The organism is Stenotrophomonas terrae (assembly GCF_039674165.1).
GTDB classification, from domain to species: Bacteria; Pseudomonadota; Gammaproteobacteria; order Xanthomonadales; family Xanthomonadaceae; genus Stenotrophomonas; species Stenotrophomonas terrae_A.
This window is the reverse complement of record NZ_JBDJMY010000029.1, coordinates 1-17890: the sequence shown is the minus strand read 5'-3', so window position 1 is coordinate 17890 and position 17890 is coordinate 1. Positions and strand designations below refer to the sequence as shown.

General features: G+C 64.3%; 18 protein-coding genes. 15 read left to right on the top strand and 3 right to left on the bottom strand.

All coding sequences use genetic code 11. The features are described 5' to 3' along the window. Window positions 1–25 precede the first annotated feature (25 nt). Window positions 26–502: a chemotaxis protein CheW gene (locus ABE493_RS13055; protein ID WP_057628824.1), complete on the top strand. Its 477-nt coding sequence runs from the start codon at window positions 26–28 to the stop codon at window positions 500–502. 291 nt (window positions 503–793) lie between these two features. On the opposite strand, the gene ABE493_RS13050 is transcribed toward ABE493_RS13055, so the two are convergent. After that, the gene (locus ABE493_RS13050) at window positions 794–1528 is read right to left on the bottom strand and encodes a 16S rRNA (uracil(1498)-N(3))-methyltransferase (RefSeq protein WP_346499348.1); all 735 of its coding nucleotides are present in this window, start codon (window positions 1526–1528) and stop codon (window positions 794–796) included. A 124-nt stretch (window positions 1529–1652) separates the two neighbouring features. Between ABE493_RS13050 and nudE the strand changes: the two genes are divergently transcribed. The 10 genes from nudE (at window position 1653) to ABE493_RS13000 (ending at window position 9080) form a co-directional block, all read left to right on the top strand. Next, window positions 1653–2201 carry an ADP compounds hydrolase NudE gene (nudE, locus tag ABE493_RS13045; RefSeq protein ID WP_346499347.1) on the top strand — a complete coding sequence of 183 codons (549 nt, stop codon included), beginning with the start codon at window positions 1653–1655 and terminating at the stop codon, window positions 2199–2201. After that, the gene (cysQ, locus tag ABE493_RS13040; protein ID WP_346499346.1) at window positions 2198–3007 is read left to right on the top strand and encodes a 3'(2'),5'-bisphosphate nucleotidase CysQ; all 810 of its coding nucleotides are present in this window, start codon (window positions 2198–2200) and stop codon (window positions 3005–3007) included. Before nudE ends, cysQ begins: the two co-directional genes overlap by 4 nt. Before the next feature lie 75 nt (window positions 3008–3082). Then, entirely contained in the window at window positions 3083–3904 is an 822-nt protein-coding gene (mazG, locus tag ABE493_RS13035; RefSeq protein WP_346499345.1) for a nucleoside triphosphate pyrophosphohydrolase, read from the top strand. After that, on the top strand, window positions 3901–4224 hold the full coding sequence (locus ABE493_RS13030; protein WP_282270615.1) for a YnfA family protein: 324 nt from the start codon (window positions 3901–3903) through the stop codon (window positions 4222–4224). The genes mazG and ABE493_RS13030 overlap by 4 nt, the downstream gene beginning before the upstream one ends. Before the next feature lie 39 nt (window positions 4225–4263). Further along, on the top strand, window positions 4264–4566 hold the full coding sequence (locus tag ABE493_RS13025; protein WP_346499344.1) for a DUF962 domain-containing protein: 303 nt from the start codon (window positions 4264–4266) through the stop codon (window positions 4564–4566). 66 nt (window positions 4567–4632) lie between these two features. Continuing rightward, window positions 4633–5601, top strand: coding sequence for an SPFH domain-containing protein (locus ABE493_RS13020; RefSeq protein ID WP_346499343.1), 969 nt, complete (start codon window positions 4633–4635; stop codon window positions 5599–5601). A gap of 3 nt (window positions 5602–5604) precedes the next feature. Further along, the gene (locus ABE493_RS13015; protein WP_346499342.1) at window positions 5605–6036 is read left to right on the top strand and encodes an NfeD family protein; all 432 of its coding nucleotides are present in this window, start codon (window positions 5605–5607) and stop codon (window positions 6034–6036) included. 90 nt (window positions 6037–6126) lie between these two features. Continuing rightward, on the top strand, window positions 6127–7248 hold the full coding sequence (gene gcvT, locus ABE493_RS13010) for a glycine cleavage system aminomethyltransferase GcvT (protein WP_346499341.1): 1122 nt from the start codon (window positions 6127–6129) through the stop codon (window positions 7246–7248). Window positions 7249–7335: 87 nt separating this feature from the next. Beyond that, window positions 7336–7731, top strand: coding sequence for a glycine cleavage system protein GcvH (gene gcvH / locus ABE493_RS13005; RefSeq protein WP_057628834.1), 396 nt, complete (start codon window positions 7336–7338; stop codon window positions 7729–7731). A gap of 902 nt (window positions 7732–8633) precedes the next feature. Further along, complete coding sequence (locus ABE493_RS13000) at window positions 8634–9080, top strand: hypothetical protein (RefSeq protein ID WP_346499340.1); 447 nt, start codon at window positions 8634–8636, stop codon at window positions 9078–9080. 1068 nt (window positions 9081–10148) lie between these two features. Here ABE493_RS13000 and ABE493_RS12995 read toward each other — a convergent pair. Beyond that, window positions 10149–11564: a serine hydrolase domain-containing protein gene (locus ABE493_RS12995; RefSeq protein WP_346499339.1), complete on the bottom strand. Its 1416-nt coding sequence runs from the start codon at window positions 11562–11564 to the stop codon at window positions 10149–10151. 79 nt (window positions 11565–11643) lie between these two features. Between ABE493_RS12995 and ABE493_RS12990 the strand changes: the two genes are divergently transcribed. Next, entirely contained in the window at window positions 11644–12249 is a 606-nt protein-coding gene (locus tag ABE493_RS12990) for a LemA family protein (RefSeq protein WP_430980778.1), read from the top strand. 30 nt (window positions 12250–12279) lie between these two features. Then, complete coding sequence (locus ABE493_RS12985) at window positions 12280–14208, top strand: M48 family metallopeptidase (RefSeq protein WP_346499338.1); 1929 nt, start codon at window positions 12280–12282, stop codon at window positions 14206–14208. Window positions 14209–14307: 99 nt separating this feature from the next. Here ABE493_RS12985 and ABE493_RS12980 read toward each other — a convergent pair whose 3' ends face one another. Beyond that, window positions 14308–15909, bottom strand: a complete 1602-nt coding sequence (locus ABE493_RS12980; protein WP_430980777.1) for a GMC family oxidoreductase — start codon at window positions 15907–15909, stop codon at window positions 14308–14310. A 147-nt stretch (window positions 15910–16056) separates the two neighbouring features. Here ABE493_RS12980 and ABE493_RS12975 point away from each other — a divergent pair, with 147 nt between their 5' ends. Then, window positions 16057–17382: an NTP/NDP exchange transporter gene (locus ABE493_RS12975; RefSeq protein ID WP_346499336.1), complete on the top strand. Its 1326-nt coding sequence runs from the start codon at window positions 16057–16059 to the stop codon at window positions 17380–17382. Window positions 17383–17431: 49 nt separating this feature from the next. Continuing rightward, complete coding sequence (locus ABE493_RS12970) at window positions 17432–17788, top strand: DUF1304 domain-containing protein (protein WP_346499335.1); 357 nt, start codon at window positions 17432–17434, stop codon at window positions 17786–17788. Window positions 17789–17890: the final 102 nt, after the last annotated feature.

Here is a 17890-nt window from a genome sequence, read left to right as displayed (position 1 = left end):
CCGCAGCGCGACCCAGGAACTGACGATGAGCTACGCAAACAACGATGAAGTCCGTGGGGTACTGATACAGGCCGGTACCGAGCGCGTGCTGTTGCCCAACGCGACGGTGGCGGAAATGATGTCCCGCGTGGCGGTCGAGCCGATTGCCAATGCGCCGGCCTGGCTGGTCGGGCAGATCGCATGGCACGGCTGGAGCGTGCCGTTGCTGTCCTATGCCGGGCTCAGTGGCCACGGCCACGAAATGGTCGGCAGCAACAACAAGGTGGTGGTGCTCAAGGCCCTGGGTGGCAACCCGGACCTGCCTTATTTCGCCTTGCTGACCCAGTCCTTCCCGCAGTTGATCGCGGTACCGCGTGACGGCCTGCTGGCCGACGCCTCGGAAGAGAGCCTGCCGGTAGGCGTGCATATGCGCGTGCTGCTGGGCGAGCAGAGCGCCCTGCTGCCGGATCTGGACGCCGTTGAAAGCGCAGTGATCCTGGCCCTGGCCGAAGCCGCAGGCTGATCCACCCTGCACGGTAGAGCCGAGCCATGCCCGGCGCTACAGGCCCGCGCAGTGGCAGATGCACCGGTAGTGCCGAGCCATGCTCGGCAGAGGCCTTCCCGGCAGTCCTGAAACCGGCGGCGCTGCATGTTGTGGGAGCGGCGTCAGCCGCGAAGCCCGTAGTCCATCAGATTGCAGGCATCTTGGTGGTGCAACCATCCCCAGCCTCGCGGCTGACGCCGCTCCCCCACGGGGGGTTCTGTGGGTTCTGTGGGTTGCCGTGGTAACGCCCCAGCCAAGCATGGCTGGGCGCTATAGGTCGCCCAGGCGCGCCTGCAGGGCGGCTATGGCGGCCAGGCCTGCGGTCTCGGTGCGCAGGATGCGTGGGCCCAGCTGCAGGCCCTGGAAGCCCGCCTCGGCCAGTTGCTGGCGGTCGCGTGGTGACCAGCCGCCTTCCGGGCCAATCGCGATGACCACGCCGTTGGCAGGTGCGTCCGGCAACGAGGCCAGGCGATGTTCGCCCAATGGATCCAGGGTCAGCCGCAGGGTCTGCTCCGGCAGCGCGGCGACAGCGGCGGCCAGCGCCTGCGGGCTGCCAATCGACGGAATGCGGGCACGCCCGGATTGCCCGCAGGCCGAGCCGACGACATTGCGCCAATGGGCGATGCGCTTCTCCGCACGGGCCGCGTCCAGCTTTACTTCGGTGCGCTCGGCATTGACCGGGATGATGCGACTGACCCCCAGTTCGGTGGCTTTCTGCAGGATCAGGTCCATTTTCTCGCCGCGGGCGATGCCCTGCAGCAAGGTGATGGCCAGCGGTGATTCATTGTCGATGGCCTGCGCGCTGTCGATATGTACCTGCACCTCGCGCTTGCTGATGGCGCTGAGCGTGGCCGCATAGTCATGGCCATCGCCATTGAAAAGAACGCAGCCGTCACCCTCGCGCAGGCGCATTACCCGCACCAGGTGATTGGCCACCTCTTCGGGGAGGGACAGGGTCTGGCCGGCGGCAAGTGGCAGTTCAATCGGGCAACGGGTAAGACGCATCGGTGATCTCGCAAAGGCGGTGCCGCATGGGGGGCGGCTGGGTCTGCTAGCATTTCAACGTCATGAAAACGTATCTGCCAATGCGCATTCTATCGGTCTACCGTCCTTTTGCCCGGAGCGGCGCATGAGTCGCCGGCTTCCACAGATCCACAACGTGGTCGAAGAACATATCGGTCCGTTCCGCCAACAACAGCTGGATCTGGAGTTTTCCAACGGCGAGCGCCGGCACTTCCAGCGCCTGGTCAGCGGTGGTCACGGCGCGGTGGTGGTGGTGCCGATGCTCGACGATGAGACCGTTCTGCTGGTGCGTGAATACGCAGCCGGCCTGCATCGCTACGAGCTGGGCCTGGTCAAGGGCCGTATCGATGAGGGCGAAACGCCGATCGAAGCGGCCGACCGCGAGCTCAAGGAAGAAGCCGGTTATGGCGCGCGCAGACTGGATGCGCTGCGCAGCCTGACCTTGGCACCTACTTATATGAGTCACCAGTCGACCTTGGTGGTGGCGCGCGATCTGTATCCTCAGCGCCTGCCCGGCGATGAGCCCGAGGAGCTGGAAGTGGTGCCATGGAAGCTGGCCGCGCTGGACCAGCTGATGCTGCGCGAGGATTTCTCCGAAGGACGCTCGTTGGCGGCCCTGTTCATTGCCCGTGAGTGGCTGCGAGGTGGCGCATGAATGCTTCAATCGATGAGGCGCTGCGCGAAGGCGTGCTGCAGATCGCCCGGCAGGCTGGCGCGGCGATCATGCAGGTTTACGCCAGCGGCTTCGATATCGAACACAAGGCCGACGACAGCCCGGTGACCACCGCCGATCTGGCCGCGCATCGTTTGATCGTGCACGGCCTGACCGGGCTGACCCCGGATATCCCGGTGCTGTCCGAAGAGTCGGCGCAGTTGCCCTGGGAGACGCGGCGCAAGTGGCAGCGTTACTGGTTGGTGGATCCGCTGGATGGCACCCGCGAGTTCATCAAGCGCAATGGCGAATTCAGCGTCAACATCGCGCTGATCGAGCACGGCGTGTCGGTGTTTGGCGTAGTGCAGGCGCCGGTGACCGAGGTCATCTGGCACGCCGAGCGCGGTGGCAAGGCATGGCGTCGCACGGGCCAGCAGCAGGAAGCGATCAGCACCCGGGTGCCGCCGGCGTCGCCGTTGCGGGTGGCGGCCAGCCGCTCGCATGCCAGTGCGCGTACCGCGGCCTTGCTGGCACGCATGGGCGAGATCGAGCTGGTTGCGCAGGGCTCGTCGCTCAAGTTCTGCCGCATCGCCGAGGGCACGCTGGACGTGTACCCGCGTCTTGGGCCAACCAGTGAATGGGATACGGCTGCCGGCCAGTGTGTGCTGGAAGCGGCAGGCGGGGTGGTGCTGGCTGCCGATGACGGTGTGCCGTTTGCCTACAACCAGCGGCCGCGTCTGCTCAATGGCGACTTTGTCGCACTGGGCGATGCCTCGCTGCCGTGGCAGGACTGGGTGGCCGGGCTGTAATGGCTGCGCTCAGCCGCTGATCAACAAACCCCCAACGCCGGCGTCTGCCGGCGTCGTCATGAAGAAGGTGTGCGCATGTCCGAGTTGAACGATATCCAGACGCTGTTGCAGATCATGGCGCGGCTGCGCGATCCCCAGGGCGGTTGCCCATGGGACCTGGAGCAGGATTTCGCCAGCATTGCGCCGTATACGGTGGAGGAGGCCTACGAGGTCGCCGACGCGATCGATCGCAACGACCTGCCGGAGTTGAAGGACGAACTCGGCGACCTGCTGCTGCAGGTGGTGTTCCATGCGCAGATGGCCAGCGAGCAGGGCGCCTTCGATTTCGGCGATGTGGTGGCGTCGATCAGCAACAAGATGATCCGCCGCCATCCGCATATCTTCGGCGACACCGAGGTCAGCGATTCGGACGAAGTGCTGGCCAACTGGGATGCGATCAAGCGCAGCGAACGTGCGGCCAAGGGTGAGCAGGACGGCTCGGCATTGGCGGGTATCTCACGCGGTCTGCCGGAGTGGCTGCGTGCCACCAAGCTGCAGTCGCGCGCCGCGCGCACCGGCTTTGACTGGCCCAGCCCTGCGCCGGTACTGGCCAAGCTGCGTGAGGAAATCGACGAGCTGCAGGCCGAGTTCGAGATCGCCGCCAATGGCCAGGACAACCAGGCGCGGCTGCAGGAAGAATTGGGCGATGTGCTGTTTGTCTGCGCCAACCTGGCGCGTCACGCCAAGGTGGATGTCGGCACCGCCTTGCGCCACGCCAACCACAAGTTCGAGCGTCGCTTCCGTGCGATGGAAGCCTTGGCAGCGGCCCAGGCAACGCCGATGCCGGCGCTGGATCTGGCCGCGCAGGAAGCACTTTGGCAGGCGGTGAAGCAGCAGGAAAAGGACGCGGCGCGGTGAAAACCTTCGCCTTGTTCCTGCTTACCGCGTTGGCGGAAATCGTCGGCTGCTACCTGCCCTGGTTATGGCTGCGGCAGCAGGGCAGCCCGTGGCTGCTGCTGCCGGCCGCCGCCAGCCTGGCCTTGTTCGCATGGTTGCTGACCCTGCATCCCGCCGCCAGCGGCCGCGTCTATGCCGCTTACGGCGGCGTGTACGTGTGCATGGCGCTGTTGTGGTTGTGGCTGGTGGATTCGGTCAAACCCACCCGTTGGGACCTGCTAGGCGGCGGCCTGTGCCTGCTCGGCATGGCGGTGATCATGTTCGCCCCACGCAGCAACTGAAACACCTATGCTGTCCGCATCCGCACCAGGTTGCCGGCCATGTCGCGTTTCAGCAGCTTCCGCCAGTTCTATCCGTACTACCTGAGCGAACACAGCAACCACATCAGCCGCCGCCTGCATTTCATCGGTAGCTGGGGCGTGCTGGCCTGCGTGGCAATGGCGCTGTGGAGTGGCCACGGCCGCTGGTTGTGGCTGGCGCTGGTATGCGGTTATGGCTTTGCCTGGGTCGGGCACTTTTTCTTCGAGAAGAACCGGCCGGCCACCTTCCGACATCCCTTCTATTCATTTGCCGGCGACTGGGTGATGTTCGTCGACATTCTGCGTGGGCGGGTGCGCCTGTAGGCGCACACCTGGCCGTCTCGGGGCTGTGGCTATACTCGGCCCATCCATCATCACGAGGAGTGGGCAATGGGCAGCGGAACCGGGGTGTTGGCGCTGGTGGTGGTCATCGCTGGTGTCATCGTGTTGTTCAAGACGGTGCGGATGGTGCCGCAGGGCTACGAATGGACGGTGGAACGCTTCGGCAAGTACACGCATACGATGAGCCCGGGCCTGCATTTCCTGTTTCCGATTGTGTATGGCGTCGGCCGCAAGGTGAACATGATGGAGCAGGTGCTGGAGGTGCCCAGCCAGGATGTGATCACCAAGGACAACGCGGTCGTGCGCGTGGATGGCGTGGTGTTCTTCCAGGTACTGGACGCGGCCAAGGCGGCCTATGAAGTGGCCAACCTGGAAGTGGCGATGATCGCGCTGGTGCAGACCAATATCCGCACCGTGATCGGCTCGATGGACCTGGACGAATCACTGAGCCAGCGCGAAACCATCAACGCCAAGCTGCTCAACGTGGTCGACCACGCGACCAATCCGTGGGGGGTGAAGGTCACCCGCATCGAGATCAAGGACATCCAGCCGCCGGCCAACCTGGTGCAGTCGATGCAGCAGCAGAAAATGGCCGAGCAGAACAAGCGCGCCGCAGTGCTGGAATCCGAAGGCATCCGCCAATCGGAGATCCTGCGTGCCGAGGGCCAGAAGCAGGCGGCGGTGCTGGAAGCGGAGGGCCGCAAGGAAGCTGCGTTCCGCGATGCCGAAGCCCGTGAGCGGCTGGCCGAAGCCGAGGCCAGGGCGACCACCATGGTCTCCGATGCCATCGCCAATGGCAGCGTGCAGGCGATCAACTACTTCATCGCACAGAAGTACGTGGAAGCCTTCAGTGAGCTGGCCAACTCGCCCAACCAGAAGCTGGTGCTGATGCCGATGGAAACCAGTGCCGTGATCGGCTCCATTGCCGGCATTGCTGAATTGGCCAAGGAAGCATTTGCCAAACAAGGCGAGACCAGGCAGCCCGCACGCGGCAACCCGCCGCCACTTGGGCGCTGAGCCATGCGCTGGGAAGTAATCATCTGGGCCGCGCTGGCGGTGCTGCTGTTCGCTGCCGAGGCGCTGGTGCCGGGCGCCTTCATGTTGTGGATGGGCATCGCCGCCGCGGCGGTGTTCCTCACCGTCTGGGCCATCGATGGCATGACCCTGCTGCTGCAGGTGGTTCTGTTCGTGGTGCTGAGTTTCGTCTCAATTCAGGTCTACCGCACCTGGTTCCGTCAGCGGGCGCGGCCCAGCGATCAACCCCTGCTCAACCGCCGTGCCGAACAACTGGTGGGGCGCGTGGTGACGCTGGACCAGGCCATCAACGCCGGCATTGGCCGGGCCAAGGTGGATGATGCGTTCTGGGTGGTGGCCGGCCCGGATCTGCCGCAGGGCAGTGCGGTGCGGGTGGTCGCCGTGGACGGCATGACGCTCAAGGTGCAGCCGGTCTGAAGGCCGGCGCGGCACTGCCGTTGTGGCAGTGCCGCAGGTTTTAAAAGTGACCATCTGGGATAATGGCGGACCCCTTTGTGTGGAACGGCCATGACCCTGAAAACCCTGCTCAACGAAACCCACCGCTCACTCGGCGCCAAGATGGTCGACTTTGGCGGCTGGGACATGCCGATCCACTACGGCTCGCAGATCGATGAGCATCATCTGGTCCGCAATGCCGCCGGCATGTTCGACGTCAGCCATATGACTGTGGTCGATCTGAAGGGCGCGCGTACCCGCGAGTTCCTGCGCCAGCTGCTGGCCAACTCCATCGACAAGCTCAAGGTGAAGGGCAAGGCCCTGTACTCGTGCATGCTCAATGCGCAGGGCGGGGTGATCGACGACCTGATCGTCTACTTCCTGGCCGATGACATGTTCCGCATGGTGGTCAATGCCTCCACCCGCGAAAAAGACCTGGCCTGGATCCGTCAGCATGCCGAAGCCTTCGGCGTGGAAGTGATCGAGCGCGAAGACCTGGCCATCATCGCCGTGCAGGGTCCGCAGGCGCGTGCGCTGGTCGCCGGCCTGGTGGCGGCCGATGATCGTGCCGCGCTGGACAAGCTGGCGCGCTTTGCCGGCCTGGATGTGACCTCCACCGATGGCGTGCCACTGTTTGTTGCGCGCACCGGTTACACCGGCGAAGACGGCTACGAAGTATTGCTGCCGCAGACGGCCGTGGTCGCGTTCTGGAATGCATTGCTGGCTGCCGGTGTAAAGCCGGCGGGTCTGGGCGCGCGCGATACGCTGCGCCTGGAAGCCGGCATGAATCTTTACGGCCAGGACATGGACGAAACCATCACCCCGTACGAAGCGGCATTGGCGTGGACGGTTGCCCTGGATGATCAGGCCGATGGCACCGCGCGCGACTTCACTGGTCGCCCGGTACTGGAGGCACAGAAGGCTGCCGGCAATGCGCGGCAGATGATCGGCCTGGTGATGGACGAGAAGGGCGTGCTGCGCCACGGCCAGAAGGTGCTCACCGCCAATGGCGAGGGCGAGATCCTGTCCGGCACTTTTTCGCCGACGCTGGGCAAGGCAATCGCCTTCGCACGCGTTCCCGCCGGTGCACCGGGCGAGGTGCGCGTGGATATCCGCGGCAAGGAAGTGCCGGTGCGTATCGTGAAGTTTCCGTTTGTGCGTGACGGCCAGGCACAGGCCGGTATCAATCTTTGACCTGCTCGACCGGGCCGGAAGCGACCTCGCTTCCGGTTCGTTAAACTAGCGCTTCTTCCCGACCACCGTTTTTTTCGGAGTAGTTCCATGAGCGAGATCCCTGGCGACCTCAAGTTCCTCAAGTCCCACGAATGGGCCCGTGTCGAAGGCAATGGCCGCGTCACCGTTGGTATTTCCGACCATGCCCAAGGTTTGCTGGGTGACCTGGTCTACGTCGAACTGCCGGCTGTCGGTGACAGCGTGCAGGCTGGCGTTGGCGCAGCGGTGGTCGAGTCGGTGAAGGCTGCCTCCGACGTCTACAGCCCGGTGTCCGGCACCGTTGTCGAAGTCAACGAAGCGGTGACCGACAAGCCGGAAACCATCAACGAAGATGCCTACGGCGACGGCTGGCTGTACGTGGTGGAGCTGTCCGAACCGGAACAGTTGAACGAGCTGCTCGGCCCGGACGACTACGCCGAGATGCTGGAGAACGAGGACCACTGAGTCCTGTCGTCTTCGGAAAAACGGCCGCCATCAGCGGCCGTTTTTTTTTGTGTCGATGTCAGCATCAGGTGATGATCGGCGGTGATGAGGGACGGCATGAGAGCGGCGCGACAGTTGCTCGGCGGGTGCGAAGTGGTGTCGGTGGACATCGTTGCGAACTGCGAAACGGTTCAAAAAGTTTGCGCAAATTGATCCAACGCCGATGCAAAGCGCAGCCTTTGGCAAACTTTTTTTCGGGTGTCGGAACCGGCCGTTGGTGGTCGTCGGTCGCATGCTTTGAGATGCGCCTGGTGTAGTGCCAACACGGTGGCATGTGGCAGGCGTTGAAAAGAATAGTGCGCTTTTACCGATGTTTTTTTACTTTGTGTTTTTTTGGACGGGCGTTGCAGCTGTGTTGCCGGCGAGCAAAGACCGGCGCCGGCGGCGAGCACGCGGGTGCAGAAGCCTGAAGGCTTCCGAAAAATATTTTGGAAAGATAGTTGACAGTAAAAAAAACCGTGATTAGGTTTCGCCCAGCAGACCTTTCCTGCGGAAGCGAGTGAGCCGGATCAACATTCAGACGCGAAGCACAACTTGGACGTCCGCCAGGATTCTCTTGATGGTGGAGCAGGAGCCGCTTCCTTCCGCGAAACACCCCCCTGATTTCAATAAGGCACCCGCAGCGGGAACCGTCGCGGGTGTTTCTGTATCCGTCACGATGCGCTAGACGCGTCGTCGGTCCTCCGCCGAACACCGCGGATTTGCTTCAACTGGGCATTTCAATTCCATAGATCACTGACGAGGAACAAACCATGGCTACGAAGAAAGCTGCTAAAAAGCCGGCCGCCAAGAAGGCGGTAAAGAAAGTCGCCAAGAAGGCTGCCGTGAAGAAGGTTGCCAAGAAGGCAACCGCCAAGAAGGCAGTGAAGAAGGTCGCCAAGAAGGCCGTTGCCAAGAAGGCAACCGCCAAGAAGGCAGTGAAGAAGGTTGCAAAGAAGGCAACTGCCAAGAAGGCCGTGAAGAAGGTTGCCAAGAAGGCAACTGCCAAGAAGGCCGTGAAGAAGGTTGCCAAGAAGGCAACTGCCAAGAAGACCGTAAAGAAGGTTGCCAAGAAGGCAACTGCCAAGAAGGCCGTAAAGAAGGTTGCCAAAAAGGCAACTGCCAAGAAAGCCGCCAAGAAGGTAGTCAAGAAGGCCGTAAAGAAGGTTGCCAAGAAGGCAACTGCCAAGAAGGTCGTTAAGAAGACTGCCAAGAAGGTTGCCGCCAAGAAGCCGGCTGCCAAGAAGGTTGCTGCGAAGAAGAAGCCGGCCGCTCGTAAGAAGAAGGCCGCTCCGGTTGCGCTGCCGGCCACCCCGGCGCCGCTGATCTGATCCAGCTCCACTAGCTGTACCTGAAACTCCTTCCCCGACTGCCCAGCGGGGAGGGAGTTTTTTTATGCGCGCCCGCCGGGCGGGAAGGGCACCAATCGGGGGGGCAACCAACATGGGAGCGGCGCAAGCCGCGAAGCCGCCCACGCATCAGACCAGGCAAGCCAGCCTTTTGTGGGAGCGGCGTAAGCCGCGAAGCCAGTGGCGCATCCGACCAAACAACGCCGCCTCTTTTGTAGGAGCGGCGTAAGCCGCGAAACCAGCGGCGCATCCGACCAGGCACCGCCGCTTCTTTTGTGGGAGCGGCGTAAGCCGCGAAGCCAGTGGCGAATCAGACCAGGCGATATCTGTTCGTAGAAGGCCCTGCCTGTTCGACCCGATTCCTGCGACCAGATCATCAGGGCCGCTCAAGCATCGCGAGCTTCGCGGCTGACGCCGCTCCCACAAGGTCGGTGCTGGCGTCATGGTGGTACGGGTACTGCCCTTGCCGAGCATGGCTCGGCACTACACGGCTGCGAGACCGCCTTGTTAGGAGCGGTGCAAGCCGCGAAGCCAGTGGCGCATCCGACCAGGCACCACCGCCTTTTGTGGGAGCGGCGTAAGCCGCGAAGCCGACCAAGCATCCGACCAAACAGCGGCGCCTCTTTTGTGGGAGCGGTGTAAGCCGCGAAGCCGCCCAAGCATCCGACCAGGCAACGCCGCCTTTTGTAGGAGCGGCGTAAGCCGCGAAGCCGACCAAGCATCCGACCAGGCAACGCCGCCGCTTTTGTGGGAGCGGCGTAAGCCGCGAAGCCAATTGCTTATCCGACCAGTCGATATCTGTTTGTGGAAGGGTCCGGCCTGTTCGCCCCGATTCCCTGCGACCAGATCATCAGGGCCGCTCAAGCATCGCCAGCTTCGCGGCTGATGCCGCTCCCACAAGGTTGGTGCTGGTGGTTTGGGGTGGCGGGGACTGCCCTTGCCGAGCATGGCTCGGCACTACAGAGCTGCACGCATTACACAGCGGCCAATGCAAAAAGAAAGGCGGCCATCGGCCGCCTTTCGGGTGCTAGCGCAGAACCGCGCTGCGACTCAGTGCGGTGAGGCCACCGCGCGGTCGGAGGACGCGCCCTTCTTGCCGCCGCGCGCCGGCGCGGCATCTTCGGCCATCAGGTTGTCGCTGCCAAAATCGGTATCCACATCCAGCCAGCGCTGCGTCGGCAAACCAATCGCACGATCCAGGATGGTCGGCATCATGCCGCTGGGCAGGCTGCTCTCGCCGTTCCACATGATGGCGATGCCCAGGTCGCGTTCCGGCAGCAGCGCCACCAGGCCGCGATAGCCCTGTACCGCACCGGCGTGGAAGACCACCTGGTGGCCGGAGTAATCGAACACCCGCCAACCCAGCGCGTAGCCTGCCGAATCAAGGCGCTGGTGGCGCCAGCCCGAACGCATTTCGCCGGGGGTGTTGATCAAGGGCGCGTGCAGCGTTGCCAGCAACGGAGCAGGCAACACATCCGGACGATGGCCGGTGTGGGCCAGCAGCCATTGCGCCATGTCGCTGGCGCTGGCGTTGACGCCGGCGGCAGGCGCGACGCGGTAGTAGGTGGGCTTGGGCGTCAGCGACACCCAGCCGTTGCGGCTGCGCACATGCGGGCGCGCCCAGCGCGAGCTGGCCTGGATGCCGGCCAGGCCGAGGCTGGCGTCATTCATGCCCAGTGGTTTGAGGATGCGCTTCTCGACAGCCTGCTCATAGAAGCTGCCCGAGGCCGCGAACACCACATCGCCGACCAGGCTGAAGGCGACGTTCTGATAGGAATAGCATTCGCCCGGCGCACACTTGAGCGGCGCGCTGGCCAGCTTCTGGGTCAGCGAGTAATAGTCGGCATTGGCCTCGACATCGCGGTCATAGGCATTGCTGGTCAGGCCGACACGCTGGCTGAGTACGTCGGCGACGGTGAGTTTGTCGGTCGCTTCAGGGGTGGACAGGCGGAAGCCGGGCACGTAATCGGTGACCTTGCTGTCCCAGCGCAGCGTGCCATCGTTGACCAGCAGCCCGGCCATGGTGCCGGCAAAGGCCTTGGACAGCGAAGCAAGCCGGAACACGGTATGCGCGTCCACTTCCTGCGGGTTGCTGATGTCGGTAACGCCATAGCCACGTGCCGACAGCACCCGCCCGTTCTGGACGATGGCCATCGCCATGCCGGGCACGCGGTTGCCGTAGGTCAGCTGTTCGGCCAGTGATTCGATGGCGGCGACATTGAAGTCGGCCGGCAACGCTTGCACCTGGTCCGGGCGCAGCGCGGTGCGATAAGGCATCGGTTGCGTCGGCGACTGGCTGGGCGCGTTCTCCAGGTTCACCGGCAACGCTGCGGCGGCCGGTGCGGCAGCTGGCAGGGTGGTGTGGGTTGGAGTCTGCGCGGTAGACGACAATGCGAAGGGCATCAACACCCCCAGCAATCCCGATGCCACCGGACGAATGTACCGGCGCGTGCTCTTGTCTTTCATCGTGATCGGTGCCTGTAAGCTACTGCTGTCGGCGATTCTAGCGCCGCTTTTCATCAATGCACAAACGGGGAGAGAATGAATGGGCATCGCGTTGATATTGCTGATCTTTCTTGTGGTGGTTGTCGCAGTTGTCGCGGCGGGCGTGGGGATCTACAACGGGCTGGTACGGGCGCGCAACGGCTACAAGAACGCATTTGCGCAGATCGACGTGCAGTTGCAGCGGCGTTTTGACCTGATTCCGAACCTGGTGGAGACCGCCAAGGCCTATATGGGCCATGAGCGGCAGACGCTTGAGGCGGTGATCGCCGCGCGCAGTGCCGCGCAGTCAGGTTTGGCCGCAGCCAAGGCCGATCCGGGCGATGCGGCGGCAATGGCGCAGCTGGCTGCCTCGCAGGGGCAGTTGAATGGCGTGTTGGGCCGCTTGATGGCGGTGGCCGAGGCCTACCCGGAGCTGAAAGCCAACCAGAACATGATGCAGCTCAGCGAAGAGCTCGCCAGCACCGAGAACAAGGTGGCGTTCGCGCGGCAGGCCTACAACGATGCGGTGATGGGCTACAACAATCGCCGCGAGACCTTCCCGGCCAATGTATTTGCCGACATGTTCAACTTCTCGACCGCAGCCTTGCTGGACATCCCGGTGGAGAAGCGCGAGCAGGTGCGTGAGGCGCCCAAGGTGCAGTTCTGACTCTGACGCGGGCGTAACCGGGGGCGCGGGATGAACTTCTTCGAACACCAGGCACAGGCGCGGCGTAATTCCGCGCGGCTGGTGCTGTTGTTCGCGTTGGCGGTGACCGCCATCGTGGTGATGGTGGATGTGCTGGTGTGGTTCAGCACCGGCAGCCCGCGCATGGTGCTGTGGAGCAGCCTGCTGACGCTGGCGGTGATCGGCTTGGCGTCGCTTTACCGCATCCGTTCGCTGCGCGCTGGCGGCGAGGTGGTAGCCGTGCAGCTGGGCGGAACCGAAGTTGCCGCCGATACCCGCGACCCTGCCTTGCGACGCCTGCGCAACGTGGTGGAGGAGATCGCCATCGCCTCCGGCGTGCCTATGCCGCGCCTGTATGTATTGGAACAGGACGCCGGCATCAACGCCTTCGCTGCCGGCTATTCGCCGGCCGACGCGACCATCGCGGTGACCCGCGGCGCCTTGCAGCGGCTCAACCGCGACGAGCTGCAGGGGGTGATCGCACATGAATTCAGCCACATCCTCAATGGCGACATGCGCTTGAACATCCGCCTGATGGGCGTGCTGTTCGGCATCCTCATGCTCAGCGTGATCGGCAAGCGGATGCTGATGCATATGGGCGGCGGCAGCCGGGTGCGGCTTGGGCGCGTCGGCGCGCCGGTGTTGGTGGTGCTGGCGATGGCGCTGGCAGGCATTGCCATCGGCAGCATCGGGGTGTTCTTCGGGCGCCTGATCAAGGCGGCGGTGTCGCGTCAGCGCGAAATCCTGGCCGATGCCTCGGCGGTACAGTTCACCCGCCAGACCGAAGGCTTGGCCGGTGCGTTGAAAAAGATCGGCGGGCTGGACGAGGGCTCGCACCTGGCCGACCGTGCCGGTGCCGAGGAGGTCAGCCATATGCTGTTTGGCGAAGGGCTGCGTCTGTCCAGCTGGTTCGCCACGCATCCGCCCTTGCTGGAACGCATCCAGCGCCTGCAGCCCGGGTTCCGCGCCGAGCAGCTGCAGACACTGCGCGGTAGCTGGTTCAGTGCACCGCCGGATGGCCTGTCCGAAGATCGCGTCATGGGCCTGGCCGGGCATGACGCGGTCAGCGTGGATGCGCTGTTGCCGTCCATGCCGGGGACGCCGCGGCAGCTGCGCGTGGACCCGGCGCAGGTGGCCGCGCAGGTGGCCACGCCGGCCGACGATGACTACCAGCAGGCGGTACGCCTTGCCGGCAGTCTGCCTGCGCCGCTGCGCGCGCTGGCCGGCGACCGTGCTGCGGCACAGCCCTTGTTGCTGGCGATGCTGCTGGATGCCGATGCAACGGTTGCCGCGCAGCAGCGCGAGGCCGTGCGTATGCAGTTGGGTGAGGCGATGGCCGACAGCGTGATGCAGCTGGCGGCGGGGCCGTTGCGCGATCTGCAGGCGGCGCTGCGGCTGCCATTGGCGGCGCTGGCGTTCCCGACCCTGCGCAGCCTGCCGCGGCCGCAACTGGATGCGTTCATGCGCTGCATTGAAGCACTGACGCATGCGGACGGCCGCATCTCACTGTTCGAATATTGTCTGTCGCGGCTGTTGCTGGTGCAGGTGCAGGCGGCGTTGGATCCTTCGCGCCATCTGCACTTCGGACGCCGCAAGACCACCAGCGTGCAGAAGGAGTTCGCCACGCTGCTGGCCGTGGTTGCGCGCGCCGGCAACCCCGGCGATGAAGCCTCCGCACGCCGTGCCTACCTCGCCGGCCTGCAGCGGATCCTGCCGCAGGGCCACCTGCCTTACGCGCCGCCCGTCAACGGCGTGCTGGCTCTGGACGCGGTGTGGGGGCCACTGGATTCGATGGATCCCTTGGCCAAGCAGCTGCTGGTGGAAGCGGTGACCGCAACGGTCAGCCACAATCAACGCGTCAATGTCGCCGAGGCCGAGTTGCTGCGCACCATCTGCGCCACCTTGCATTGCCCGTTGCCAGCGATGCTGCAGGTGGCCTGAGGCCGGGGTGTTCCCGCTTTCGCCTGTTTCTCTGCGGGCAGCCCATAGCAGCGCTGCGTGTGGGGATTGATTGCTTTTCCGCCTCAGCAAGCCGGTTGTCTAGCCCAGGATCAAGCTCGCCGCACGCTCGGCGATCATGATGGTCGGTGCATTGGTGTTGCCACTGACCAAGGTGGGCATCACCGAGGCGTCGACCACCCGCAGGCCATCGATGCCGCGCAGCCGCAGCTGCGGGTCGACCACCGCAGCATCGTCACTGCCCATCCGGCAGCTGCCGATCGGGTGGTAGATGGTCTCGGCCTTGGCGCGGATGAAGGCTTCCAGACCGGCGTCGTCCAGGTGCTCATCGGCCGGGAACAGCGGTGCCTTGCGCCAGTGGGTAAATGCCGATTGCTGCAGGATGTCGCGGCTCAACCGCGCGGCCTCGACCATCATCTTCATATCGAAGCCTTCGGCATCGCTCAGGTAATTGGCGTGGATGCGCGCCGGCGCGGCCGGGTCGGCGCTGTGCAGGCCGATATGGCCGCGGCTGCGCGGATGCAGGTAGCAGGCGTGCAAGGTGTAGCCGTCGCCGGGCAGGCGGTTGCGGCCATGGTTGTCCAGCATCGCCGGGACGAAGTGGAACTGGATGTCGGCACGTTCGTCCGGCGCAAAGCGCGAGCGCGCGAAGCCACCGGCCTCGGCCACGTTGCTGCTGCCGGCGCCCTGATGGCCGCGCAGGAAGTAGTTCAGGCCGATCATCACTTCGCTGGCGCGGTCATAGCTGACGCCGGGCACGCTGCGGTACAGCGTGCAGATATCCAGATGGTCCTGCAGGTTGGCGCCGACACCGGGTTGGTCCAGCTGGACGTCGATGCCATGCGCGCGCAGCGCATCGGCCGGACCAATGCCGGACAGCATCAGCAACTGCGGTGAGTTGATCGCGCCGGCACTGAGCAGTACTTCGGCGGCGGCGCGGAACTGCTCGCGTTTGCCGCCCACGCGCAGGTGCACGCCGTTAACGCGCCCTGCGTCGATCTGCAGCCGTTCCACCAAGGCTCCGGTGAGTACCTGCAGATTGGCACGCGCGCGCACTGGGGCGAGATACGCGGCCGCTGAGGAGCAACGTGCACCATTCTTCTGCGTGACCTGGTACAGGCCGACACCTTGGTGCTGGACGCCGTTGAAGTCGCTGTTGTGGGCATGGCCGGCCTGCTGCCCGGCCTCGATGAAGGCATGGCTGAGCGGATTGACGTAACGCAGGTCGGACACCTGCAAGGGACCGGCGGCGCCGTGCAGCGCATCGGCACCGCGCGCGTTGCCTTCGCTGTGACGGAACCACGGCAGCACGCTGTCCCAGTTCCAGCCGCTGGCGCCGGCCTGCGCCCAACGGTCGTAGTCGCCGGGCACGCCACGCACGTAGCACATCGCGTTGATCGAGCTCGAACCGCCAAGCACCTTGCCGCGCGGCCACCACAGGCGCCGATTTCCCAGCGCCGGCTCGGGCTCGGTGTCGTAGCTCCAGTTGACGCGGCGGTTGTTGACCAGCCGGGCGATGCCGGCCGGCATATGGATGAAGGGGTGCCAGTCGCGTGGCCCGGCTTCGATCAGCAGCACTCGCAGTTGCGGGTCGGCACTGAGCCGGTTGGCCAGCACGCAGCCGGCCGAGCCCGCGCCGACGATGATGTAGTCAAATTCCTTCACGGCTTTCCCCTTTCCCATACTTGAGGATAGAACGGCTCGTTGTGTGGGAGTAAGCCCTGGCGCACTGGCGATGTTGCAGTGCATTAGATAACGTACGCGCTCCGCCGAACCCCCGGAGTTTCCGATGCCGCCGTCCTCTCGCCACCCGCAGTGCCGGGGTGCCGCATGACCGCTACGCGCGGATCCGGTGCACGGTCCCTGCTGCACACGCTGCGCGGCTCACCGCCGCTGTGGTGGTCGTTCCTGTACTTCTTCTGCCTGCTCAGCGGTTACTACGTGCTGCGCCCGGTGCGCGAGGCGATGGCGGCTTCGTCCAACATGGACACCTTGTTCCCGCCCGGGTTGATTGCCTGGTTCGCAGCGCACGGCATGCCGCTGAAGGACTTCACCCTGCAGTTCCTGTTTTCCTGTGTGTTCCTGATCATGCTGGTGCTGCAGCCGCTGTATGGCTGGCTGGTCAGCCGCTACCCGCGACGGGTGTTCCTGCCGCTGGTATATGGCTTCTTCATTTTCACCCTGTTGGTCTTCTACGCGATGTTCAATGCCGGCGTGCCGGGGCGGGGCATGGCGTTCTTCTTCTGGATCACCGTTTTCAACCTGTTCGCGGTAGCGGTGTTCTGGAGCTTCATGGCTGACGTGTTCTCCAATGCGCAGGCACGGGCGTACTACGGCTACATCGGTGCGGCCGGAACGGTAGGTGCATTCCTCGGGCCGATCATCACCAGCTCGCTGGTGCAACGGGTGGGCATCGCCAATCTGATGCTGGTGTCGGCCGGTTTCCTGTCGATCTGCCTGTTCTGCATCTGGCGGCTGCGGCCGTGGGCGGTGCAGCGTGAACGCGAGCAGCAACTGGTCGACGGCGAACAGCCGATGGGCGGCAGTGTGTTCGATGGGCTGAGGCTGATCGCGCGCGAACCGCTGCTGCGTTGGCTGGCGCTGATGGTGGTGTTCGGCGTGGGCATAGGCACCATGCTGTACAACGAACAGGCTGCTATCGCGCGCCGCCTGATCACCGACCCGGCCGCAAGCACCGCGTTCTATTCGCGCATCGACCTGGCAGTGAACGCGCTGACCCTGGTTATCCAGCTGGGGCTGACCCGCTGGTTGCTGTCACGCTATGGCGTGGCCCCAGCGTTGCTGATCCCGGGGTTGGCAATCATTGTCGGGTTCTCGGTATTGGCGGCGTCGCCGTTTCCGCTGATGGTGGCGGTGGTGCAGGTGCTGACGCGCGCCAGCGAGTTCTCACTAGGCAAGCCGGCACGCGAGACCATCTATACACGCGTGGACCGGCAATGGCGCTACAAGGCGGGTGCGGCCATCGATACAGTGCTTTACCGCGGCGCTGACCTGACCTTTGCATGGGTGCACAAGGGCTTGTCGCTGTTTGGGTCCAAAGCGGTGTTCGTTGGCGGTGCGGCCGTGGCGGTGCTGATGACGTTGTCGGCGCTGGGCGTATTGCGCGAAGAGAAGAAGCTGCCGCACGATCGCTGAGTTGTTCCCTGCGGCGGGTTTGCCGCTGTGCTTTCAGGAAGAGATGCCGATGAGCGTATTGGCTTTGTCTGGAGTGCTGGTGACGCTGCTGGTGGCAGCGTTGCATATGTATTTCCTGGTATTGGAAATGTTCCTGTGGACCAAGCCGCTGGGTTTGAAGACCTTCCGCAACACGCCGGAGAAGGCACAGGCCACGCGGGTGTTGGCGGCAAATCAGGGGCTTTACAACGGCTTCCTTGCCGCCGGCATCGTCGCCGGGCTGGTGCTGGGGCAGCCGGTGCTGGTGACGTTCTCGCTGGTCTGCGTGGTACTGGCCGGCGCCTATGGCGCATACAGCGTCAGCCCGCGCATTTTCTACGTCCAGGCCGTACCGGCGATGGTGGCGCTGCTGCTACGCGCGCTGTAGTGCCGAGCCATGCTCGGCAAGGGTCTTACCGGTAGATCACCCGTAGTGCCGAGCCACGCTCGGCAGAGGCATTACCGATAGATCACCTGTAGTGCCGAGCAT